This is a genomic window from Fulvivirga sp. M361 (assembly GCF_007097395.1).
In the GTDB taxonomy this organism is placed as follows: Bacteria; Bacteroidota; Bacteroidia; order Cytophagales; family Cyclobacteriaceae; genus Fulvivirga.
The window spans coordinates 63,203-87,573 of the sequence record NZ_VKDC01000023.1 but is presented as its reverse complement, the minus strand read 5'-3'; the positions used below and the strand labels follow the sequence as shown (position 1 = coordinate 87,573).

Sequence of the window (24,371 nt, the reverse complement as noted above, 5' to 3'; positions counted from 1 at the left end):
AAAGGCGGCATAGGCTTAGGACAACTCTTGCCTTTTTGAAAAAGAAGCTTGCTAATCGTTAAATCAAAAACTCAATCCTTGTAAAAGTAAAAAGACCGCCTCAATCACTTTTGAGACGGCCTCTATTCTTATATAGCCATACAAAATCAGGGGACCTTAAAAGTCAAATTCTTTATCCTATATTGTCTCCAATTGCGATGCACTGATCTCAATGTTGTGATACACCTTTTGCACATCGTCATCATCTTCAAAGGCATCAATCAGTTTCATCACCTTCGCAAAGTCTTCATCATTTAACTTCACCAAGGTAGTAGGAACCCTTTGAAGTTCCGCCGATTCAGATTCCAGAGACAAGGCCTCCAGTTTAGCCTGCATATTGCCAAAGTCTTCCATGGCACATATCACTTCCACATATTCTTCTGAAAACTCTACCTCTTCAGCTCCTCCGTCTATTAATTCCAGTGTAAGTTCATCTTCATCCATTCCCTGCTTTTTTGGAACCAGAAACATCCCTTTTCTGTCAAACATATAGTCAACAGATCCATTCACTCCCAGACTACCTCCATATTTAGTGAAAAGTGAGCGCACATGTGAAACTGTCCGGTTAAGATTATCCGTAGCGCATTCAAGAAAAACAGCTACCCCGGCCGGAGCGTACCCTTCATATGTTAACTCAGTATAGGTTTCGGCATCCGCACCGGATGCCTTGCTGATAGCACGGTCAATATTATCTTTAGGTAGATTTTGCCCTTTTGCATTTTGGATAGCAAGCCTTAATCTTGGGTTTCCATCAGGATCGCCACCCCCTTCACGCGCAGCTATCGTAATCTCCCTGATAAGCTTTGTAAATATTTTTCCTCTTTTCGCATCGTTGGCCCCTTTCTTTCGCTTGATAGTAGACCATTTACTATGTCCTGACATATTATAATTGTGTTAGCCGTTTTCTAACCATTCCCTTTTCTTTACCCGAACAGTAACCTTAAGATACTTATTTTAGCAGTTTAGCTTGTCGATTCTTATACCATACATTGAAGGCTACTCCCATCATTACCAGCCCCATCCCAAGGTAAGTCATAAAGTTAAACTGTTCATCAAAAAATATCCAGCCAAAACACAGTGCATACAAGATTCCTGTATAAGTGATACTTGAAACTTTAGAAAGTTCCTCCATTTGATATGATTTTGTCATAAAATACTGTGCAAATTGTGTAAGCAGGCCAATACACAATAAATACAACCACTCTATCCCCTTAGGTTGCACCCAATGAAAAGCGGAATAAATACCGGTTAACGGCCCCGTAATCAATGGAAAATAGAGTATGATCACCAGAGGGTCTTCATTGGTTTTGATCTTGCGTATGAAGTTGTAAGCCAATCCTGAAAAAAAAGAAGCTCCCAGTCCCAACAAAACATATAGCGGCGTAATACGATAATCGAACCCCTGCACCAGAATTATCCCTGAGAAAGCTATGGCAAAGAAAAGCCATTGCACGGGCTTAACTTTTTCCTTTACAATCATAATACCAAGGATAGCCGTAAACACCGGGGCAAGAAAACGTAATACGGTAGCCGTAGCCAATGGAATAACCTGCAACAGGTAAAAAAAAGAAACCAGCGCTATGGCACCACTACACCCTCTTAATATTAATAAGGGTCTGTTTTCACGCTTTCCAAACAAATCAATTTTACTTGCCCGCAACCAGCCTGCACTGATCACCAGGGATATCAAAGATCTGAAAAAGACGATTTCTACAGCAGGAATATTGGGTACCAGCTTGATAAAAACGTTCATAATGGCAAAGAGAAACGTAGAAATCATCATAAACATCACCCCTTTGCTGAACATGCTGCAAATAAGAACCAAAAGTGGGAGAATGAAAAGGAAGGTCAGTAAGTTATCAAACCCAGGGTAATTTCAGTGCCTTTATTGATCGTATTACCTTCAGCTTGTATTACTTTGCAGTTGACAGAAGGTATTGACATTTTACCGTCCTCTTCCATATGAAATTAGCATGTTTAAACGATAGACCCGAAATATTTCACACCATCCAGGGCGAAGGAAAAAGCTTAGGAAAGCCGAGTGTATTCGTACGACTTTCCTTATGCAACCTTCACTGCGTATGGTGTGATACTGACTACACCTGGAATTGGAAAGGCACTACTTTTAAACATAATTATGATGAAATCCCAGATTACGCAAAGTATGATAAAAAGGCATGGATCATTGAACTTAACGTAGAGGAAATTAATAACATAATACAGTCATTCAACTGTAAAAACGTTGTGATAACCGGTGGAGAACCACTACTCCAGCAAAATGAGCTGGCCACTCTGTGCCGTACACTTAAGAGCAGCAAAGAAGGTTTTGAGATAGAGATAGAAACCAATGGAACAATTATTCCCAACATTTCACTTGACCCATGGGTGGATCAATACAATGTATCTCCAAAGCTTAAAAACTCAGGTAACAGTGACCATTTGAGAATTAAACCAAAAGTTCTGGATTTTTTCGGGAACAACTCCAAGGCTTACTTCAAATATGTGATTGAGAGTACTACCGATCTGGAAGAAGTCCTGTCTATGGTAAAAGGTCATACTATACGAACTGAGCAGGTATTTCTTATGCCACAAGGTGTAAGTGCAGAAGAACTGAAGAAAAAACGAATATGGTTAGTAGAGGCTTGTAAAAAATATGGGTTTAACTATACAGACCGGCTTCACATACACATTTGGGGTAATAAAAGGGGCGTATAAACTTACTATGGCGCCACCCTGATGGCTGTTAAAGCAAAGGAGAAATAGCGTAAAGTTCTACCTTTTCTTTCTTTCCACGAAGGTATTCCTCCCCTATCCTGTCGGAATCAAAAGAACTTTCAAGCTCCTGCAATGACCGGAATAAATTACCCGAAATAATCAACCTCTTTTTGTACGCATTACACATAGAAAGTATTCTGGACGTTGTATTCAATACATCTCCGGAATAAGTAATATCCTTTTTAATAATACCTATTTCCCCGGCCATAACATGACCATAGTGTAAAGCGGCTTTAAAGTCAGGCACTATTCCATACTTCGCCCTGTATTTATCTTCCAACGAACTGATCTTACTACGTATATCAAAAAAGCACCGAATACAGTGATGGTCCTGAACACCCTTGTCATACTTCCAGGAAATCACTACTTCATCACCTACATATTGGTATATTTCACCTGCATTATAAATGATATCGTTAGTAATATCAGCATAAAAGTCACGCAACAGGTTATAATAATTCTTGTTGCCTAGCCGCTCGGCTATGGCCGTGGAATCCATCAGATCCAGGAACATAAAGACCCTTACTTCATCTTGAGGCTTATTATATTTCCCTCTTAGAAAGTCCCATAACAGCCCATGCCCGAATTTATCATTGATCTGCAGAAGAAACTGTGTTAAGAGTGTAATCATAGACCACAAGATGATATTTTTGACATGTAAAGGATTAATCAGGTAGTCATAAAACTGTTCAGTAGCCAAAGAGGAAGCATACGGCCAATTTCCGGTCATTTGTTTCACTAGCCACCATCCCAGAATAATAGTAATAACGGTTACGATAACAACAAAAGAAACAGCCACGGCCAATAAGGTATACCCATACGGCCGGTCTCTCAGCTTTTCATTTACATAAAATACCAGAAAAGGCGCACCCATTGCACTTCCCATGAATGCAGCGATCAGGTTAAACAGCAGGGTCCGGGTAAATGAAAAGTCATCTACAGGTCCTTTTGAAAAATCAGAGATCAGGCTAAAATAGTCATATACAGTCACCAGGAAGCCTATGATAAGCCATAGGGCAATAATTACAAGGATTTTTTTCAGTTGGATGAGAAATCTGCGACTCATGGTTATGATAACGAAAGTAACCTGAAAGCGGTTGAAATAAAAGCATGCTGAAGGTTACTACCTGATAAAGGTCAAGGAGTAATATGAAGGTGGTCATTAGATAGATTGTATCTCACTAATACATTTGTCTTAAACCAAAGTATCCCCTTATGCAAGATCTCAAGAGTATATTGGTATGTACCGACTTTTCTAAAGAAGCCTCAAATGCATTGGTTTATGCCATCAACCTGGCTGATCAGATCAACGCGCATTTGTATGTTTTACACGTAAAAACTACTTCTGGCCAGGTACTGGAAGATGATGCCATCGAAGACAATTTTGAACAGATCAGGCACGATTATATGTTCAGAAGGACTGTGCGTACCTCTTTCCTCATACGGGTAGGGCTTGTACCAGAAGAGATCAAGTCCACCATCGAGGACAAGAAAGTGGATGTAGTCATCCTGGGTATGAAGGGAGCTTCCGGGTTACATGAAATAAAAATAGGCAGCATAACGGCCCACTTAATCACCGACACAAGCTGCAGTATAATATCCGTACCAAAAGACTGCCGTATCCTGACATTTAAAGAAATGGCTTTAGCTATGGACAGTTTGGAGTCCCCAAATAAATCAGAGCTATATGTTATCTCTTTTCTTGCAGAGGTTTTTAATCCCAAGGTTCATATTTTTACTGTCCAGGAAAATAAAAAGCGCGAGGTAAAGTCTGAAGATGAGCGTAAGAAAAAATCGGTATTTGGTGACATTTTCAAATATAATACAAGCTCTTTCTATAAAATTAATGAGTCTGATATTGTAAGCTCCATCAAAGATTTTGGTGATAAGCATAACATTGACTTGTTGGTAGTTTTTCATAGAGTGGATAAACAAAAAGATCCTTTTAAACGAAGTATTTCGAAACAATTAGCTTTTAGCCTGAAACTCCCCCTACTGATATGCCCTGTAAACTCACCATGACATCACTATCATGTTTCGTAAGATATTGGCGCCGGTGGATTTCACTCCACATTCCCTAAACGCGTTAGAACAAGCTTGCAAGTTTGCGCAAGCTCATAATGCCCATCTTACTATTCTCAATGTCATTTCCATTGATTACGTCACGTCTGACCTGAAAAATTGCGTTATTCCCCAAATTGAAAATGCCTATAAAAGGTTTGATAATTTAAAACTAACTACACCTTTATGGCTAAACCCGGACTTTGTCTATAAAATTGAATTCGGTGAGGTCCTGGATGTAATCACGACTTATAGTCCTCACTATGACTTGATCATTCTGGGTGCTGATATGGTCCAAGATAAATCGGAACCGGGGCACAATCATTTATTAATTGACTTGACAAAAAAAATCGCTACTCCGATATTGATGATACCCGGGCATATTGAAAAACTCACTTTCAATAAAATCGTATTTGCGATAGATCTCAAAAAAATAAAACAATGGTCAGCCTTAAATAACTTTAGAGAATTATTAAAAGCTTATGAAGCAGAGTTGCATCTATTAAAAGTAAATACATCCCTTGATAAACTCACAGAGAAAAAGAGTGATGAGGCAATACATTTACACGAGTTTTTCGCAGGTATAAAACACTCCTTTTTCTTTATTGATGAAAGAAACATAGAAGAAGGTATCTTAACCTATTTAAAAGAGAGGAACATTAACACGTTAGCACTTATGCCACGTCATCGTAATTTTATACAACGCCTTACACATCATAGCATTACTGACAGCATTACTACTCAACTGGATGTACCACTACTCACATTCCATGAATAGAAAGGTGTATTTTATTCGCATTACCAACTTACTCGAATTCGAGTTACGTTACAACGCTATGCCTGAAGCTTGGTAAATTCGCTTGGCGCAACCAATTCCGGTGGCACAAACATTACAGGACAATTGATTCGCTTAAGCAGTTTCTCCTTACCCTTTTCAGGTTTCTGCTCAATTTTTCGCAGCATATTATCACAAAGCACGATCAAATCCACCTTCGAGTCTAAGGTATTAGCCAGTATTCTATCAACAATAAAACCTATCTCAGATGAAAAGGAATATTTAACACCAGATGTACTCAATAATTCTTTATTCACCTTTTCAAACTCTTCACGACCGATATGCGCCAGATTATTTCTATGCGAAATGCCATCTGAATTTCCATTGTTATTCAAGCGATAAGAATATAAAATAAATAACTCCGCGTCATGCGTCTTGCACACCTTCATGGCATAATTCATTGACTCTATTGAGTTATCTGAGAAGTCAGTAGGATAAAGAATACGCTGAAATAACTGCATACTATAAAAATAACCTGTTTATCATAATACTAAAGTAATAGGTATATAGCTGTTAATTACGATCAGCAATCAACTTTATTACTGATTTTTATCATATTTTTGGCACCCTTAGGAGCCCAATTTTGATTATAACCAAATGAACCGAGAAAGGACATTTAAGGTAATTTTTGAAACTTGCCAGGAGGGAATTCTGGTAATTAATGATCAAGGTATCATAGTGTTAGCAAACAAATCGTGCAGTGATATGTTTGGCTATGAACAGGGTGAATTGATTGATAAAAGTATAGAATCACTGATCCCCCCGTCTTTGCGTAAAGCGCATGTAGGAATGCGCAAAATGTACACGAGTAATCCTATGCCGCGCCAAATGGGAGTGGGCAGAGAGCTCAACGGTACTAAAAAAGATGGTTCAGAGTTTTCTGTAGAGGTTAGTTTAAATCAAGCTATTTTAAAAAACACTACGCATACCGTGGCTTTTGTCATTGACATCACAGAGCGAAAAAAAATAGAACTTGCGCTTAAAAAAAGTGAAGCACAACTCATTCTCTATGCAACCGAACTGGAACATCGCGTAAAAGAAAGAACAGAAGAGCTTGATCGTACCATTCAGACCCTTGAAAAAACAAATACCAACCTTGAAGAGCAAATCAATGTACGTATAAAAGCAGAAAATGAGGCCCGGAAAGCCCTGGAACGGGAAAGGGAATTAAATGAACTGAAATCGAGGTTTGTCTCTATGGCTTCACATGAATTCAGAACACCATTAAGTACCATTTTATCTTCTGCTTCACTCATAGAACGTTATAGCAAACCGGAAAATGAAGGCAAACGCGAAAAGCATGTAGGCAAGATAAAGACCGCCATCGGTAATTTGAAAGAAATATTAGACGACTTCTTATCAGTTTCCAAATTAGAAGAAGGTAGAATAGGCCTTAACCTTACCACGGTTAATGCCAGTATGATTGCAGAAGAAGTAATTGATCAAGTAACACCTCTTTGTCTGTCAGATCAAAATATTAAATTGTTAATCAAAGGAAAAGAACGAGAATTTGAAGCGGATGACAAGGTTATTCAGATCATTTTCGTTAACCTGATTTCAAATGGCATAAAATACTCACAAAGAGATATAAAAGTCACATTAAACTATACAGAAAAAAACTTAAAAATAAGCATTAAGGATGATGGCATTGGTATTCCACCTGAAGATCAAAAACACATGTTCGAACGATTTTTCCGGGCCAAAAACGCCACCAATATCCAAGGCACCGGACTGGGTTTGAACATTGTAAAGAAATACGTAGAATTATTGAAAGGTCAGATCAGTTTTCAAAGTAAATTAGGCTACGGTACAACATTCACAGTGAATATACCAATAGTATAAAGACATATCCATAACTTCGACTAACCATGAAAAAAATACTAATCATAGAAGATAACCAGGAAATAAGAGAGAACATTGCTGAAATCCTTCAGCTGGATGATTTTGAAACCCTGGAAGCCTCTAATGGCAAAGAAGGGGTAGCCATGGCCTCCAGTGACCTCCCTGATTTAATCATATGCGATATTATGATGCCGGAATTGGATGGATACGGCGTATTACATATTCTGGCAAAAAAGGAATCCACTGCTGGAATCCCCTTCATTTTCCTAACCGCAAAAGCTGAAAGAGCTGATATGAGAAAAGGGATGACGCTCGGAGCAGATGATTACCTGACAAAACCATTCGAAGATACTGAGCTGCTGGGTGCCGTAGAAGCACGATTAAAAAAGACTGACGCTTTGAAAAAAGATTACAGTAATAGCTCGGAAGGATTAAATACATTTCTACGGGACGCAAAAAATAAATATAATCTAAAAACGCTATACGAAGACCGTAAATCGAGGTTGTGTAAAAAAAAGCACGACGTATTCCGTGAAGGAGAGTACCCTAATTACCTGTATTTCGTTGAATCCGGAAAAATTAAAACTATAAAAACCAATGAGGATGGCAAAGAGTTGATCACGGCCATTTATTCACAAGGGGAATTCTTCGGTTATGAGGCATTGCTTGAAAGCAAAACCCATCCCGACTCGGCGGAGGCTATGGAAGATTCTTACATCATAAGTGTGCCAAGAGAAGAATTTTATGATCTTGTATATGCTAACCGCGAGGTAGCACGAAAATTCATAGAACTGTTATCCAATAAGGTAAGCGACAAAGAGCAAAAACTGCTCAACCTGGCTTATAATTCTGTACGTCAAAGAACTGCTGAGGCACTAATAGATGTATATAGCAAATTCAACCCAAATCAACAGGATAATTTCCCATTAAACGTATCCCGAGAGGACCTGTCAAACATGGTAGGTACAGCCACCGAATCAGTGATACGTGTCATCTCAGACTTCAAAGAAGAAAAAATAGTAGAGTCCAAGAATAGCAAAATCATTATAAAAGACCTGGAAAAGTTACGAGCTGTACAGAAATGGCACACGGTTAGATAAAATGGATTTTCTATCGTAACCCATTGTAAATGGATACCTTATATCAGGTTTCGTCCTTTAATTTACGAGAAAATCGTGCATATTATCAATAATAACTTACATTGTATAAAATCAAGCCAAATAGAGTAGTCCATGCCCTTTGAACACCATTATGTTGCCGCTGGATGTCTACATACATCACTTAAAATCACTACATCGGCAGTCAAACAGAGTACGTTTGCCATAATTTAGTTCAAAAATTATATTTGATATCAGAAATTTAAACTCACAACTTACGTCATCATTATTGACACGACAAAGAATGTAGTAGGTTAGGATTGTTGATATACTATTACCAAAAAGTATATTAAACCCCAGATTATCAACATCTAAGCTCTATGTCTATCCGAAATTTCAAGGACCTGCGTATCGATCAGAAATTAGGTCTGTTTTTTTTATTTGCAGCATTCATCATCTTATTTAACCTTATCGGTGTCGTCTATTACATGGAAAAACAAGACGTGGATAATGCTGTTATCAATACTTCAGGACGTAATAGAACGCTTTCGCAACTTGTAGGGTTATACGCAGAGCAGGTAAGGGATGGTAAACCAGCCAAAGATGACCTGAAACAGACCATAGAATTACTTGATGCGTCTCTTCGCGTATTAAAGGAAGGCGGTATAGCCCCAGGCTTTGAAGATGCTGTAGAGCTTCCGGCAAGTCCTGACCACATTTTACCAATACTCCAAAAAGTCAATGCTCAATGGCGTCCATTTAAACTCAGCGCAAATGTTCTGATGGAGCTTCCACTCACCATTGATACTGTGGGGCTAGAGCAATCTTATGGACCTGACTCTACTGTAGCAGTATATCAGAAGACATTTACAGTACCTAACCCTGAAATAGTTAAAGCGCTCGAATACCTGGATGCCAACGCAGAAATTCTTATGGCTTCTTTGGATGGACTAGTACAGGCTTATGTGGTAGAATCCGACTTAAAGCAAGCTAAATTGCTATGGTTCCTGCTATTCCTTTTTGCACTTAGTGTAGTTTTAATGATTACCTGGGTTTACGTATCCAACAAATTCCTCAAAAAACCAGCAAGTTTAATTAGTGACGCGTGTGCTAACCTGGCAGAAGGTAATATACGTTTCGATGCTAGTTATGACGCTGAAGATGAGATTGGAAGCAGTTTTAAAAACTTAAAAAAACTGGTTAAGAATATCAGGAATGCCTCAGGTTTTGCGGAAAGCGTAGGCGAAGGAAAGTTTGATACTGACTTTCAACCCGCCAGTGAGAATGATCGTTTGGGACATGCCCTGATCAAAATGAGAGATAAGCTTCAGGAGGTTAACCATCAGGATAAAAAACGTAACTGGGCTACAGAAGGGTTTGCTAAATTCAGTGATATACTAAGAGGTGACGACGGAGAAAATCAAGACATAAGCGGGGTATACGATGATATCATACAAAACCTGGTCAAATATATAGGAGCTAATCAAGGAGGTATTTTTGTATTGAACACCACTGATAAAGAAAACCCTGCAATGGAATTAAAGGCCGCCTACGCCTGGTCTCGAAAAAAGTATGTGGAAAAAGAAATAGCGAAAGGCATTGGGTTGATAGGTCAGGCCTGGGTGGAAGAAGAAATAATATACCTTGAAGATATTCCGGAAGACTATGTTAACATTAGTTCAGGGTTGGGAGATTCTAATCCAAGAAGCATTATCATATTGCCATTGAAGGTAAATAGCAATATTTATGGTGTAATCGAGATCGCGTCCTTCAAAAAATATGAAAGCTACGAAATTGATTTCCTGAAACTGTTAAGTGAAACTATAGCATCGGCTATTTCTGCAGCCAGAACCAGCGAGCGAACTACCGACCTGCTGGAAAAGTCTCAACAGCAGACAGAACAACTAAGGGCCCAGGAAGAAGAAATGAGACAAAATATGGAGGAACTTTCTGCCACTCAGGAAGAAATGCAACGCAAATCAGTAGACATTGAATTCAAGATCAGCGCTATGGAACAGAGTGGTATAAGCTCCATAGAGTTTGATCCGAGTGGAATGATAATAAATGCAAATGACTCTTTTTGCAGACTTATGCACTACTCTCAAGATGAACTTAAGGGATACCACCATAGCATATTCGTCGATAATGACTTTGCAGAAAGTAAAGAATACGAAGATTTTTGGAATGGAGTAATTACGGGGACCACCGAACATGGAGAATTTATGAGATACAATAAACTGGGGAATAAGGTATTCTTACACGGAGCATATACAGTGATAAGAGATGCAAGTAATAAGCCCGTTAAAGTAGTCAAGTTCGTCACTGACATTACTCAGTATGTGAAAGAAAAAGAGGCTTTGAAAAACGAAAATCTCAAGCTGAAAGAAAAAATAGCGATGAATTGAAGGTGTACACAACCACTTTTCAGTACAACTGTTACTTGAATATTTTCCAAAAACCCTCATCCCGGATAACTTGTTCTATCCAAAGGCTGTATTGCTTACCGGAAGGATGTAAGCCATCTTTAGCAATCAACATTGGCTTCTCCAATCCTTGTTTCGAAATATCAGTGATGTTATAATAATTCACCCCCTTTTCATCAGTAATCCTCTTATTGATTTCATTATAAGCTTTTATACCTGCACTTATCCTGTCCTTTTTAGGGTTTCCAAACGGAGTGTATCCATAATCCGGAATAGAAAGTACTATCACGTTCTTAGCAGAACCCCGGGCAAATTCTATTGCCATATTCAAGAGTGATTCAAACTCCTTAGGATAATCTTCTATCGGATAATCCCTGTACTGGTTGTTAACACCAATAAGCAATGAGACCAGATCAAAGTCAGAACCAGGGTGCTTTTCATCGATGGCAGACCGAAGTTCTTGAGCAGTCCAACCGGTTTGAGCTATAATAGTAGGTGTTGTCATTACAAAACGGTCCTGACTGTTATTGACTCGTTCAACGAGCTGCACGGGCCATCTTTCAGAAGCATTGACACTCTCCCCGATGGTATATGAATCACACAAGGCCAAAAATGTCTTTTGTGATATTTTTTTAGGTTGAGCTTGTAAAATATTGATATAAAGAATAAACAAGCATAAGAATCTGATATAACGTATCATGAAATAGTCTATAAGTCCCAATGAATATCGACTATCCCAGAATATTTACCAAAACATTAACCACATAAGAGGTAATTGTCGGTTAATGTTTTGGCTAATATCTATTAGCGAATATACCGGAAGCCTAAATTTAAGGCGTAGCCTGCCCCATCTTGTCGGGAGCCCACAAAATTTCCGTAAGATAATTCTATACCTAGTTTTGGCTTGAGCTGATATTTGATACCTCCTCCAATTTGTGTAAACCAGTTGTTAAGACCAAAAGTCTCGTCCTGTTCATTTGAAATCCTCTCAAAGCGTGGAGCATATTGTACATTAAGGAAAATGGTAGTTCTGGAACTTGGGAAATAACTAATAAATCCACTGAGTGGTGTTCTAAAAAAATTGACCTGATTATCGTTTCTTTTTATTCTATATAAGAAATCCGCTTCTAAAAACAGTCGCCAACTACTATTCAACTTGAGATCATAAAAGAATTGTGTAAACCAGGTGTAACGATCATGCGCAGTAAAAAAAGGAGTTTCAAGGTCCTCTGCTACAGGAAACAGAAAAGTGGATTGTACACTAAAACCATTAATCGATTTGAACGGCACATAACGTATGCGAGGACCTATCCCTGTTACAGCGGTTCTATTGAAATCTCCACCACTGAATAACAATACTTTAAGAGGGTTACTATCTTCATCATCATACAATGCACTTGTAGCCCATACGTCAAAACCTATGTTAACTCTACCCGACTGTCCCACACCATAAGTAAATTGATACATAGCGTTTAAGAACGTCTGCCGCTGACCAAGCGATACTTCGTCTCCCTCTCGATCTCGGACCTTAGTTTGCGTATAAAGGTTGTAAAATGAATTGATTTCCCATTTACCCTTTTCCAACAATACAGAAGGAGTATACTTTTCCAGGTTCGATTCCTCCTGGGCCACTACTACATTCATCCATGTTATAGCAATAACCAATAAAAATAAATTCTTAGAATTGACCATAATTACTTGTCGTTCAATGTCCAGTTATAGGTGTAAAAACTTACTTTACTGGAACTTGGAAATTTTTCCGTTCTATATTGATTAATGTAGTCCAATGTTGATTTTCCTTTGGTCTTAAAATCACCCGAGTACCAGTTGAATATTTCCGAAAGCTCTACCTTAGACCCCTTCATTCTTATGAAATCAGGATCATTCAGTGTTTTCTTTGTTACTTCTTCGAGCTGATGCTCGAGTGTTTCCGGCTTGTAAGCAAAACTGGCCAGCTTCGGACAGCTCACGGCTGCACACACTAATACGAAGTGTAACCTTGGGTCTTTGGTCATAGGATACAGTTTTTCTTTCTCCAACTGGTTCAATGACATTTTTTTTCCAGCCACTATAAATATTTTGTTATCAAAAAAATTCGATACTTTCATGGGGGATTTTACAGGATATTTATTGATGATACCTTTAATGGCCAGAACATTGTATGCATTAATCATAAACGCTTTTTGAGTAACGGAATTTGCACCTTTCAAATCAAAGGCAGCAATGCTTTCCAATAAAGCATTCAGTTCAGCCTGGTCTGATTTGATAGTACTATACGCCACTTTACCTTCATGCACATGCTTTGAAAAAAACTGATCTGCCAGGGTGAAAAAATCTGAGGCCTGAACAGTAGCACTAGCTAGTATCAGACCTGCAATGACAAAAAGCTTATTCATAAGTCATACAGTTATTGATTTGAGTAAATTCCTCTTATTGCCAAACCTATGTACTGGCCGGAAAGTGAGATCACGCCATCAGCAAAACCATTAACCTGTACGGTGTACTCATCTGCTGTACCCTGATCAAAAACAATGTTACGAAGGTCGTCCGTAACATTCCAGGTCCCCGACCTTGTTGGAACATCCCCGCCGCCACATCGAATAGCGCCATTACTATAACTGTAGGTATTGTCATCATTGATGGTCATTACATCATCCAGACGACATTGCTGAAAGCCATTCATGCCGGCTACTGTAAAAAGCTGTGCCCCCCAATTTAACGCTGATCCACCATGAAATGCTTGCTCAAAATCTTCCAGGGTAGCAGGAAATGTAGTTGGTTCTTCCACTACAGGAGTCATTTCACCCATCTCTCCATCTCCTCCAAGGCCTGTGGGTTCGTTAAGTTGTGCTAACTCACAGGATAACACGGAAATGGAAAATAAACATAAAAGAAGTAATTTGTTCATGATTCTCATTGTTTTGATTTTTAAACTATTACGGTCGATTAATAAACAGGGTAAACAAATTCAATGTTTTTGTAAGCCCTTGTCGTTCACATTACAAATGAAAGTTTAAAGGTTCACGAAAGTATCACAGCCGGAATAGTTTGAGGAATTTATCGCCGTCCTGACAATTTAACATCGCCAAGACTTAAACAACACTGATCATAACGATCTGTTTATCAATCATTAACATATCAACTTTCCTTTATTGTCGTCTAATGATTATTTTTAAGTATGGCTATCGAGATCACAAAAGCAACCCTGACAGAGTTGGAAGAGCTCCGAAAATTGAGCATCAAAACGTTCAAGGATACTTATGGACATCAAAATACAACGCAAGATATGGCGCTTTATCTTGAAGAAAATTTTAGTCTGTCTGCTCTGAGAGACCAGCTTTTAAACCCTGACTCAGAATTTTTCTTTGCCCGCAACAACCAATTAATTGCAGGCTACATTAAGGTCAATTATGGTAACGCCCAGACCGAACTCCAGAATAAAACCGGGCTAGAGCTGGAACGCATCTACGTGATAAAAGAGGCCCAGGGTTCGGGGTTAGGCAGATTACTCTTACAAAAAGCTATTCATCGCGCCAAAGAGGTTGGGCTCGAACATGTATGGTTAGGCGTTTGGGAGAAAAACCTGAAAGCGGTTCGTTTTTATGAAACCAACGGCTTCCGTCAGTTTGACACACATACCTTCACATTGGGCAAAGATGAACAATCTGATTTGTTAATGAGAATAGATCTTTAGTCAAACTGACCAGATCGCTTTTTTAGCCACAGTCGCATTAGTACCATAGAATTTCCCTATTGTTCTTGACAAATTAAAATAATTTCCAGCACGCGGCTAAACGCTCTAAATCCTTCAGGGCCAACACTAATTTTCCTTATAAAATAGGATTTTTGTAAAAGATCAATCGTTACTTTGCCTTGCTAAAATCACTGTGATTTTGCGATCTAAAACATCACGTTATGGACGTTGAAATACTTGCTCGCATTCAGTTTGCCTTTACTGTATCCTTCCACTACATATATCCTCCTCTGAGCATAGGCTTAGGCCTGATCATGGTGATAATGGAAAGTTTATATATAAAGACCGGCAATAAAGAATATGAAAAGCTGGCTTATTTCTGGACTAAAATATTTGCGCTTACTTTTGGCATAGGTGTGGCCACCGGCATTGTGATGGAATTCGAGTTTGGCACGAACTGGGCCACCTATTCCAGATACGTTGGCGACGTATTTGGAAGCGCTTTAGCCGCCGAGGGTATCTTCGCATTTGCATTGGAAAGTGGTTTTCTTGGCATACTTCTATTTGGCTGGAACCGCGTAAAACCTTGGGTACACCTTGTTTCCACAGTAGGAGTCTTTTTTGGCTCCATGTTCTCTGCCGTTTGGATTGTGGTAGCCAACAGTTGGCAGCAAACCCCCACAGGTTACCACATAGTGGGCGACGGCTTAAATGCGCGGGCAGAGATCACTGACTTCTGGGCAATGGTATTCAACCCCTCCAGTATGGACCGGCTAATACATGTTTGGTTAGGTGCTTTTCTTGCCGGTGCCTTCCTGGTGCTCAGTGTTCATGCATACTACTTGCTAAGAGGCAGGTATGTTATCTTATCGCAAAAAGCATTTAAAATAGCCTTATTGGTGGCGACAGTATCCTCGTTAGGCCAACTTGTCGCCGGGCATAGTTCGGCGGATGGTGTAGCTAAAAACCAACCTGCCAAACTTGCCGCGTTAGAAGGACATTTTGAAGAAAGTGCCCCTGCCGATATGTATATCATGGGCTGGGTGAGTAAAAAAGAGCAAAAAGTGACAGGCATTAAAATACCAGGAGGCCTGTCTTTTCTATTGAAATACGATTTCGACGCACCCGTGACAGGATTGAACGCCTTTCCTGAAGATGAACGCCCTGGACAAATCAATGCAATTTTCCAGTTTTATCACATCATGGTAGCCATTGGTATGTTTCTAATTGCTCTCACACTATATGCTTCTTTTGCATGGTACAGGAAAAAATTATTCTCTCAACGTTGGCTACTGGGAATATTTGCATTTAGCGTATTTCTACCACAAATTGCTAACCAAGTTGGTTGGTTTGCAGCGGAAATGGGCCGTCAGCCCTGGGTGGTTTATGGCTTACTAAAAACATCTGATGCCCTGTCCAAGTCAGTTACAGCCAATCAGGTTTTGTTCTCGCTTATATTGTTCTTTATTATTTACCTGATACTTTTCATGCTGTTTATCTACCTGTTAAATAAGAAAATCAAAAAGGGGCCGTATGATGAGAGTAAAACAGATGACCGCCCCTTACAGTCTGATATTGCTCATGTAATCACTGGAAGTTAAGCTATGGAAACATTATTTGGTCTGGATTACCCCACTTTATGGTTTTTAGTAGTTGGAGGACTATTTTCCGGCTATGCAATATTGGATGGCTTTGATTTTGGAGCAGGTGCATGGCATCTGTTTTTTCGGAAGGAGGAGAACAGGAGAATAGCCCTTAACGCCGTAGGGCCTGTTTGGGATGGGAATGAAGTTTGGCTTGTTATAGGGGGTGGAGCTCTTTTCGCAGGCTTTCCAGTGCTTTACGCATCGTTGCTTTCAGCTATGTATACTCCATTTATACTATTCCTGGTCTTTATTATTTTCAGGGCAGTATCTATTGAATTCCGTAGTAAAGAGCCTATGAAATGGTGGCGCAGCATGTGGGACATATCTTATAGTATATCCAGTATTATGCTGGCATTTCTCCTAGGCGTAGTGCTGGGAAATGTTTTGTAAGGCATCGCTATTGGTAAAAACTTTGAATATGAAGGAACCGGTTTCTTTGAATTCTTAAACCCATATGCCATTATGACCGGCGCCACTACATTAGCCCTTTTTATGTCTCATGGGGCCATTTATTTATTACTAAAGACGGAAGGACGCATGTTTGCCAAATTGACTTTTCTATACAAAAGGGGTATGATCTTTTTTATGGTTACATTCGGTATTACTTCACTCTACACCCTACTCTATATTCCGCATTTATCAGATACCTTCAAAGGCCACCCTTCCTACTTTATTGTACCTTTGCTAGCTTTTTTAAGCATAGCTAACGTACCCCGACTAGCTAATAAACGTAAATACAAAACGGCCTTTATATTTTCCTCTATGACCATAAGCTTTTTGCTTATAATGGTTGCTGTGGAATTATATCCTACTCTACTTCTTTCCACTGTAGATCCGGCATTTAACATAACGGTCTACAACGCGGCTTCTTCTGAAAAATCACTTTCCATTATGCTTACCATTACAGCCATAGGTGGCCCCATGGTAGCCGCCTACACCATATTTGTTTACAGAACATTTAAAGGTAAGGTCAAACTGGATGAAACCAGTTATTAGCATTAAAGCTCGCTTAGTTGAATGGGTGGAAATTTTCCCATTTTCATCCAAAATTATACATTGATTCCACCCTGTATGTCTATCGGTACGAAGTTATGAAACTGCCTGGTATAAGTGGGCTTCAATCAAAGGCCAAAGACCGTTTTAAGAGTTGATACATTAGAGCGTATTCGTGGAACAAATCCTGAAAGGTCGAACCGGATTTGATATAGTCAGATCTATTCTGTCATAGTCAGACCCTTAAATTAATCTTTTTCAAGGTTTACAGCATCTCTCACAAACTGTTTAAGTATAACAATTTGATCTTTGGCTAATTTTTTCCCATATCTCCCGGTCAGATAAGCCGTTAACATGAAGAGTACTGCGATAGGAAATGCCAGTAGTAAGTGAGAGTACTCTCCCAGCAACCATTTGGAAAGCCCAAACGAAGAGATAAAAAAACCAACTATTCCGACGGAAAAGTAAATGAACATAAACAATGTCCATACCGCAGGTCTGGGTCCGATTAGACCTGAAATAACCGAATGGCTGGGGTCTTGCTCGTGTTTTTCTACACGGAAGTTTAATTGAGGCGACCAGTAGTGTACGTCGTTCCCAGCGATATTCAAAACAATATGATTATCAATTAACTTACCGTTAATATTCTTTGGAGCACTTTCCAGTAATGACCTTAATCGTTCCAGCATTTCTTCCTGAGAATAGGGAACGATCAGCTTAAAACGAGGCCTTATATGGGTGATTGATGAGTCGATTTTGGTCGTTTTAACAAGGAAGATAAGCAAATTCTAAGGATTATGCTATGATATTTTGAGTATAGCGGTCATCCCTCATCTGATATGAAATTGCTTGATAGTTAACGGGCTTTGGTCATGAGTCAAAACCAGAGGAAAGCTGCATTTAACCTAAAAACAGTCAGTCTATTAGCATTTTAGCTGGCTCTTTATGTCCATGTAGAGTCCAGCTATCGATTATTTCAATGGCATGTCACCACACCATTTCCTAACCCCACAAAAGATGCTACAGGGCTTAAATAAGGGATATCAAGGGCCAATCCACGTACTACCAGGAACACCCCTGTTATAACCGCGAAGCCAGGGATGATGAGCCGGAATGCTTTACTGAATTTTCCTTTGAGCTGCATAGCTCCCCAGCCAATGCCCAGCATCATGGGCAACGTACCTAAGCCAAAACCCATCATCAGAATCACTGCCTGCTTTAAATCTACCAATGCAAGCCCGCTGGCAATGGCTAAATACACCAGCCCACAAGGCAATAGCCCGTTTAAAAAACCAATGAACAGAAATCTGAGCGTCCCACCTTTTTTTAAAACACCAGTAAGTAGCTTGCGCAATGGACTGATCACCATACGATGCCATGGCGTGTTTACCAGTCTGCCCTGAAAGCGTGGGTATAGAGCAAATACGATCACTGTAATGCCCATAAAAACAGATAGTGTCTGTTGTATCCCAAAGAGGGCTATTCCTTCACCTATTAACCCAAATACCAACCCTAATATAAGGTAAGCCATAACTCTACCCATATTATAGATCAACGGACTTAACGTCTGACCATGCCCTTGAACTACAGTAGCTATAGGCCCGCACATGCCTATACAGTGTAAACTCCCCAAAAGACCTATGAGCAATCCACTTACTAAAACCATTTGTATTAAAACATTAAGTTCACCACAAAAAAGGAACAGATCTCACAATTCATATTACCAACAATTTTTCGTAATAATACTCTTTTTCATTTTCCGTCCAGCTCACTTTGACTTTCCAAAGGCCCTTGGCAAAATCTGAACTGTTAAATAGCTGCTTTCCGTCAGAAAGTGTTAAGTGATAACTTTTATCAAGACGTTCATCTGACGGCCTGAAGAAATAGACGGTACCTTTTAATTCACCCTGACTGGAAGATTTAACCACTATTTGATTTGTAGCAGGTTCCAGTTCTACCTCAAGTCCAAGTTGCCCCAAATCCATATGATTTTTCACTCTATCTATCTGCTTTTGGTAAGCTATTTCCTGCACGTAATAATCTTCAGCTACCAAATTGATATTTTGCCGCATGCTAATTACGACCAGAGTAATGATTACGGCAACAAATCCAATAAATGCTACTACTATTCTAAGCCCCCAATTCATACTACATTCTTTTTAAATTAGATATAAACAGCTGTCATCAAACAGCCCCCTTTAAAACTCTACCTTTCACCTACCCGATGCGCTGACCGGAGCAAGGAATTTCGTTTTTGACGTTTCCAGTAATTTATCATTATGAAAAACACCTACCTTTAGCGTAGTTCGTGCATTAGTTACTTCCTCAGCGGGTAATTGAATGAAAAACACTCCTTCCGCTAATCCATTAGAAGGCACTTCTACATTACCGCCCCCTACTTTCGACATATGCGCCGATTCATTATCTAATACTCTCACCGTCAAAATTATATCTTCAAAAGTTTTATTCACAAACTGTATATTGTACAAATTCATAATATCACCCTCCTCTGTTTTTTGATACAATTGACCGGGAACCTTGAGCACTGTCATTTCAATGTCAGACCGGGTAGCCAATGAGAAAGAAAGGAAGGAAAGTAAGGCTAACAGCACAACAGAATATGCCGCAACCCTGGATGTAAAAAGTTTCTGAGACCCCTCTTTAATTGAATTGTAAGAAGCATAACGGATCAACCCTTTCGGCTTATTTACTTTTTCCATCACCTCGTCACATGCATCGATACATGCAGTACAATTCACACATTCTAACTGTGTTCCATTTCGTATGTCTATGCCGGTGGGGCATACATGTACGCATAATTTGCAATCGATACAATCTCCCTGGTCAGCCTGAACTGTATTTTTACGCAGCTTGCCTCTTGGTTCTCCCCGTATCCAATCATACATAACCGCGATGGACTTTTTATCCAGTAATACTCCTTGTAGTCGTCCGTAAGGACACACTGCCACACAAGCCTGCTCGCGAAATACAGCAAATACCCAATAAAAAATCCCTGTAAAGACCATTAATCCAATAAAACCTGAAAGGTGCTCCATCGGGGATTGCTGGACGATCTCTTTGACCTGATCTATACCGATTAAATATGCCATCACCGTATGTGAGATCAGAAAGGATATGGCAACAAAAATAGTTTGTTTAAGGATTTTTTTACCAATCTTTTTTGCATTCCAGGGAGCATTATTAAGTCGGCGTTGCTGGTTGGCGTCTCCTTCTATCCAGTACTCTATCTTGCGGAACACCATCTCCATAAAAAGTGTCTGAGGGCAGGCCCAACCACACCATAACCTACCAAATATCACCGTAAATAATATTACAAAAACGAAAAAGGTGATCAAAACCAGTGCTAACAAGAAAAAATCCTGGGGCCAAAAAGCCTGCCCCAGGATGACAAATTTCCTTTCAAAGAAATTAAGTAATAATAATGGCCTACCGTTGATTGACAAGAAAGGACCTGCAAATAAAATGGAAAGTAAAAGTATGGTAACCACCACACGCACATTATGCATACTACCACCTGGCTTTTTGGGATATACCCAAATACGCTTCCCGGAGCTATCTACTGTAGCAATGCTATCCCTAAACTCATCATCATACTGATAAAGATTTTCCTCCATGCTCAACCCCGCTATTTAAATTCCTTCAAGTGCTGCTATTGTTTCAAGCGTATCCGTTTCAACTACTTCTTCTTTAGGGGCTTCAGGGACATATAATTCTCCCTGTGGCGCCTTCGCATTGGGTGGATTAGTACCCCTTAAAGTGATAATATAAGACGACACATTTTGCATTTGATCAGGAGAAAGAAGTGGCTCCCAGGATATCATTCCTTTTTCAGGCACACCTACTTTCACTGTACGGAATATATCTTGTATACTACCTCCATGCAGCCAATAGTCATCTGTCAGGTTCGGACCAATCCCTCCTGCCCCTGTTTCTTTATGGCACTGTGCACAGTTATTATTAAATACCTGTTTTCCCTTACTTAATAAGGTTGCATCTTCCACCATTACCACTGTATTTTCATCCACGTTACTCTCAGGAAGATTAGCCATCCGTAACTGAGCCTGGGCTTCAGCTTCTTCCATTTGAGCCATATACTCCTCTTCTTGCAAAGGCATAGTATCAAATACATGATAAACGGCAAGGTAGACCCCCGCGAAAATTATTGTAACATAGAACAGCCATTTCCACCAGGGTGGCAGGTGATTATCAAGTTCACGTATCCCGTCGTAATTATGGTCCAGTACGATATCGCCTTCTTCTTCCATTGGCCTGAAATCGTTGAGTTTATTCCATAATTGTTGCCACAAACCCGGCTCTTCCACCAGGGTTTCACCTCTTTCAGCTGCCAGTTGCTCGGCTTGTTGCCTGACAAAAGTCTTCAATAACTGCAATACTACTACAGATACGGCCAATACCAGCAAAGCAATAACAAAGACAAACCCGGTAACGATGTAAAATACTGTTTGACTTTCAACTGAAAGGCCTGCAGCCTGGGTACCCTGTGCCTGAACACCAGTTACAGCAAAAATGAACGTCAGGCTTACTAAGGCTTTATATAAAATACTCTTCATTGTGTATATTGCTTTAAGGATTTACTCTCGTTTCTGAACCATCATTTATAGGCAGTTCGCTCATACTTTTGATATAGTCCTTATCTGCCCTAATCACCCATATCAACAAACCAATGAAAAACGAGAAGAATATAGAAAGGGATATGATCGGCCAGATCTCCACTTGGTGTATTAATTCAAAATAATGTTTAAACATGTCGTTATTGGTTAGATACGATTTCTTGGGATTGTATTTTTATGTCGGTACCTAGTCTTTGCAGATAGGCAATCAGCGCTATGATCTCGGCTTCTTTTAATATCTCTATACCATCCTGATCTTTGAGATTTTGTGCTATCTGTGCTGCCTGAGCATCCAGATCATTGTTGGCAATCTCCTCATACCCATCTTCATAAGGTACACCTATCGTTCTCAAGGCAGATATCTTACCGGCTGTCAGGGCTTTGTCAATTACATTTTCATATAGCCATGGATAAGGAGGCATGATAGAGCCCGCAGAAACTACTCCAGGCTCCAGCATATGATAATAATGCCAGCTATCAGGATATTTAGCTCCTACCCTGTGCAAGTCAGGCCCGGTACGTTTTGACCCCCAAAGAAAGGGGTGATCGTATACAAATTCCCCTGCCTTAGAATACTCCCCGTATCGCTCAGTTTCAGAGCGGAAAGGTCGTACCATTTGTGAATGGCAGCTTACACACCCTTCACGGATGTAGATATCCCGCCCGTGAAGTTCTAATGGTGTATAAGGTTTTACACTTGTAATGGTTGGGACATTAGATTCAATCAAGAAGGTAGGTACCATCTCAATCACTCCACCTATAACAATAGCAATTAACGTAAGTACCGTAAATACTAAAGGCTTGCGTTCCAATACACCATGCCAGCCACCGTCTGACTGCTGGGTAGCTTTTTCCAATGGCGCCGCTTCCGCATCTTCATTGGGTATGAAAGTACCTTGAGCTGCCGTCTTTGTCAGGTTATAGGTCATTAATACTGCCCCAACCAGATATAATAACCCGCCTACGGCCCGTAGTACATACATTGGCAATATCTGAACAACTGTCTCCAGGAAATTTTTATACTCCAGAAAACCTTCGGCGTTAAATTCCTTCCACATTAAGCTTTGTGTAATACCGGCAACATACAGGGGAAGTGCATAAATGATTATTCCAAGGGTGCCGAGCCAAAAATGTATATTGGCCAATTTGACAGAATATAACTTGGTGCCCCACATCTTAGGGATCATAAAATACAACATACTGAATGTTAAAAACCCATTCCAACCAAGTCCGCCAATATGTACGTGAGCAATAATCCAATCGGTAAAATGAGCAATCGCATTAACATTTTTCAATGAGAGCATCGGCCCTTCAAAAGTGGACATACCATAGGCAGTAACAGCCACCACCATAAATTTCAATACTGGGTTCTCACGTACCTGATCCCAGGCACCTCTTAAAGTGAGCAGACCGTTTAACATCCCACCCCAGCTGGGAGCTATTAACATTACTGAGAACACCACCCCGAGAGATTGTGCCCAGTTAGGTAAAGAGGTATACAATAAATGGTGAGGTCCTGCCCAGATGTAAATAAAGATCAGCGACCAAAAGTGTATGATAGACAGTTTGTAAGAATAAACCGGCCTGTTTGCAGCTTTGGGAAGATAGTAGTACATCAATCCCAGGAACGGTGTAGTTAGGAAAAAAGCAACTGCATTATGACCATACCACCATTGTACCAATGCATCTTGCACACCAGCATACCAGCTGTAACTTTTAAATAACGTTACAGGCATTTCAAATGAATTTACAATATGAAGTACCGCTACGGTAACAAACGTGGCAATGTAAAACCAAACTGCCACATACATGTGTTTCTCACGCCGACGTAAAATGGTACCGATCATATTGATGCCAAAAACCACCCATATCAGGGCAATGGCTATATCTATCGGCCATTCCAACTCCGCATATTCCTTGGAAGTGGTTAAACCTAACGGAAGGGTGATGGCTGCTGCCAAAATAATTAACTGCCAACCCCAGAAGTTGATCCAGCTTAGCGCATCTGAGAACATTCTCGTTTTTAAGAGCCGTTGCAAGGAATAATAAGTCCCTGCAAACATGGCATTACCCACAAAGGCAAAAATGATTGCATTGGTGTGCAGTGGACGTATCCTTCCAAAAGTAGTGTAAGGTAAATCAAAGTTGAATATCGGGTAAAACAGTTGTATGGCCAGTGTAAGCCCGACAAGCATACCTACAAGGCCAAAAATTACAGTAGCTACTATAAAATATTTTACAATTTTATTGTCGTAGCTAAATTTTTCAAGTTCCATATAACATCTGGGTTTGTTCGTTATGATAATCCGTAACG

22 protein-coding genes and 1 pseudogene are annotated in these 24,371 nt (G+C 39.8%); 9 read left to right on the top strand and 14 right to left on the bottom strand.

Annotated elements, in window-relative coordinates:
- Positions 1 to 177: 177 nt before the first annotated feature.
- Both FNH22_RS21785 and FNH22_RS21780 read right to left on the bottom strand, forming a co-directional pair.
- Positions 178 to 921, bottom strand: a complete 744-nt coding sequence (locus FNH22_RS21785; protein WP_143400565.1) for a YebC/PmpR family DNA-binding transcriptional regulator — start codon at positions 919 to 921, stop codon at positions 178 to 180.
- A 67-nt stretch (positions 922 to 988) separates the two neighbouring features.
- Entirely contained in the window at positions 989 to 1,846 is an 858-nt protein-coding gene (locus tag FNH22_RS21780; protein WP_255518128.1) for a DMT family transporter, read from the bottom strand.
- Between the two features lie 155 nt (positions 1,847 to 2,001).
- On the opposite strand from FNH22_RS21780, the gene FNH22_RS21775 reads away from it, so the two are divergent.
- Entirely contained in the window at positions 2,002 to 2,754 is a 753-nt protein-coding gene (locus FNH22_RS21775; RefSeq protein WP_143400563.1) for a 7-carboxy-7-deazaguanine synthase QueE, read from the top strand.
- A 28-nt stretch (positions 2,755 to 2,782) separates the two neighbouring features.
- Here the strand turns inward: FNH22_RS21775 and FNH22_RS21770 are convergent, their stop codons facing one another.
- Positions 2,783 to 3,880 (bottom strand): adenylate/guanylate cyclase domain-containing protein, encoded by a 1,098-nt coding sequence (locus FNH22_RS21770; RefSeq protein ID WP_143400562.1) that lies wholly within the window; start codon positions 3,878 to 3,880, stop codon positions 2,783 to 2,785.
- A 149-nt stretch (positions 3,881 to 4,029) separates the two neighbouring features.
- On the opposite strand from FNH22_RS21770, the gene FNH22_RS21765 reads away from it, so the two are divergent.
- Both FNH22_RS21765 and FNH22_RS21760 read left to right on the top strand, forming a co-directional pair.
- Positions 4,030 to 4,836 carry a universal stress protein gene (locus FNH22_RS21765; RefSeq protein WP_143400561.1) on the top strand — a complete coding sequence of 269 codons (807 nt, stop codon included), beginning with the start codon at positions 4,030 to 4,032 and terminating at the stop codon, positions 4,834 to 4,836.
- Positions 4,837 to 4,846: 10 nt separating this feature from the next.
- On the top strand, positions 4,847 to 5,653 hold the full coding sequence (locus FNH22_RS21760; RefSeq protein WP_143400560.1) for a universal stress protein: 807 nt from the start codon (positions 4,847 to 4,849) through the stop codon (positions 5,651 to 5,653).
- A gap of 56 nt (positions 5,654 to 5,709) precedes the next feature.
- Here FNH22_RS21760 and FNH22_RS21755 read toward each other — a convergent pair whose 3' ends face one another.
- The gene (locus FNH22_RS21755) at positions 5,710 to 6,171 is read right to left on the bottom strand and encodes a universal stress protein (RefSeq protein ID WP_143400559.1); all 462 of its coding nucleotides are present in this window, start codon (positions 6,169 to 6,171) and stop codon (positions 5,710 to 5,712) included.
- A gap of 136 nt (positions 6,172 to 6,307) precedes the next feature.
- On the opposite strand from FNH22_RS21755, the gene FNH22_RS21750 reads away from it, so the two are divergent.
- From FNH22_RS21750 to FNH22_RS21740, 3 genes are all read left to right on the top strand, one after another.
- Positions 6,308 to 7,552: a PAS domain-containing sensor histidine kinase gene (locus FNH22_RS21750; protein ID WP_143400558.1), complete on the top strand. Its 1,245-nt coding sequence runs from the start codon at positions 6,308 to 6,310 to the stop codon at positions 7,550 to 7,552.
- 26 nt (positions 7,553 to 7,578) lie between these two features.
- Entirely contained in the window at positions 7,579 to 8,652 is a 1,074-nt protein-coding gene (locus FNH22_RS21745; protein WP_143400557.1) for a response regulator, read from the top strand.
- Positions 8,653 to 9,029: 377 nt separating this feature from the next.
- Positions 9,030 to 11,054 carry a GAF domain-containing protein gene (locus tag FNH22_RS21740; protein ID WP_143400556.1) on the top strand — a complete coding sequence of 675 codons (2,025 nt, stop codon included), beginning with the start codon at positions 9,030 to 9,032 and terminating at the stop codon, positions 11,052 to 11,054.
- A gap of 31 nt (positions 11,055 to 11,085) precedes the next feature.
- Here FNH22_RS21740 and FNH22_RS21735 read toward each other — a convergent pair whose 3' ends face one another.
- The 4 genes from FNH22_RS21735 to FNH22_RS21720 form a co-directional block, all read right to left on the bottom strand.
- A complete protein-coding gene (locus FNH22_RS21735; protein WP_255518127.1) occupies positions 11,086 to 11,676 on the bottom strand; it encodes an SGNH/GDSL hydrolase family protein in 591 nt (196 codons plus the stop codon).
- A 200-nt stretch (positions 11,677 to 11,876) separates the two neighbouring features.
- Entirely contained in the window at positions 11,877 to 12,764 is an 888-nt protein-coding gene (locus tag FNH22_RS21730) for a hypothetical protein (RefSeq protein ID WP_143400554.1), read from the bottom strand.
- Positions 12,765 to 12,766: 2 nt separating this feature from the next.
- Positions 12,767 to 13,468 carry a DUF547 domain-containing protein gene (locus tag FNH22_RS21725; protein ID WP_143400553.1) on the bottom strand — a complete coding sequence of 234 codons (702 nt, stop codon included), beginning with the start codon at positions 13,466 to 13,468 and terminating at the stop codon, positions 12,767 to 12,769.
- A gap of 11 nt (positions 13,469 to 13,479) precedes the next feature.
- The gene (locus FNH22_RS21720; RefSeq protein WP_143400552.1) at positions 13,480 to 13,980 is read right to left on the bottom strand and encodes a hypothetical protein; all 501 of its coding nucleotides are present in this window, start codon (positions 13,978 to 13,980) and stop codon (positions 13,480 to 13,482) included.
- Positions 13,981 to 14,250: 270 nt separating this feature from the next.
- On the opposite strand from FNH22_RS21720, the gene FNH22_RS21715 reads away from it, so the two are divergent.
- The 3 genes and pseudogenes from FNH22_RS21715 (at position 14,251) to cydB (ending at position 17,408) form a co-directional block, all read left to right on the top strand.
- Positions 14,251 to 14,766, top strand: a complete 516-nt coding sequence (locus tag FNH22_RS21715) for a GNAT family N-acetyltransferase (protein WP_143400551.1) — start codon at positions 14,251 to 14,253, stop codon at positions 14,764 to 14,766.
- Positions 14,767 to 14,987: 221 nt separating this feature from the next.
- The gene (locus FNH22_RS21710) at positions 14,988 to 16,367 is read left to right on the top strand and encodes a cytochrome ubiquinol oxidase subunit I (RefSeq protein WP_143400550.1); all 1,380 of its coding nucleotides are present in this window, start codon (positions 14,988 to 14,990) and stop codon (positions 16,365 to 16,367) included.
- 3 nt (positions 16,368 to 16,370) lie between these two features.
- Positions 16,371 to 17,408 (top strand): annotated as a pseudogene (cydB, locus tag FNH22_RS21705) (cytochrome d ubiquinol oxidase subunit II).
- A 245-nt stretch (positions 17,409 to 17,653) separates the two neighbouring features.
- On the opposite strand, the gene FNH22_RS21700 reads toward cydB, so the two are convergent.
- From FNH22_RS21700 to ccoN, 6 genes are all read right to left on the bottom strand, one after another.
- On the bottom strand, positions 17,654 to 18,190 hold the full coding sequence (locus tag FNH22_RS21700; protein ID WP_255518126.1) for a hypothetical protein: 537 nt from the start codon (positions 18,188 to 18,190) through the stop codon (positions 17,654 to 17,656).
- Positions 18,191 to 18,381: 191 nt separating this feature from the next.
- Positions 18,382 to 19,071 carry a sulfite exporter TauE/SafE family protein gene (locus tag FNH22_RS21695; protein WP_143400549.1) on the bottom strand — a complete coding sequence of 230 codons (690 nt, stop codon included), beginning with the start codon at positions 19,069 to 19,071 and terminating at the stop codon, positions 18,382 to 18,384.
- A 49-nt stretch (positions 19,072 to 19,120) separates the two neighbouring features.
- Positions 19,121 to 19,552, bottom strand: coding sequence for a FixH family protein (locus tag FNH22_RS21690; RefSeq protein ID WP_143400548.1), 432 nt, complete (start codon positions 19,550 to 19,552; stop codon positions 19,121 to 19,123).
- A gap of 66 nt (positions 19,553 to 19,618) precedes the next feature.
- Positions 19,619 to 21,040 (bottom strand): cytochrome c oxidase accessory protein CcoG, encoded by a 1,422-nt coding sequence (ccoG, locus tag FNH22_RS21685; RefSeq protein ID WP_143400547.1) that lies wholly within the window; start codon positions 21,038 to 21,040, stop codon positions 19,619 to 19,621.
- Positions 21,041 to 21,055: 15 nt separating this feature from the next.
- Positions 21,056 to 21,997: a cbb3-type cytochrome c oxidase N-terminal domain-containing protein gene (locus FNH22_RS21680; protein ID WP_143400546.1), complete on the bottom strand. Its 942-nt coding sequence runs from the start codon at positions 21,995 to 21,997 to the stop codon at positions 21,056 to 21,058.
- A gap of 200 nt (positions 21,998 to 22,197) precedes the next feature.
- On the bottom strand, positions 22,198 to 24,333 hold the full coding sequence (ccoN, locus tag FNH22_RS21670) for a cytochrome-c oxidase, cbb3-type subunit I (RefSeq protein WP_143400544.1): 2,136 nt from the start codon (positions 24,331 to 24,333) through the stop codon (positions 22,198 to 22,200).
- Positions 24,334 to 24,371: the final 38 nt, after the last annotated feature.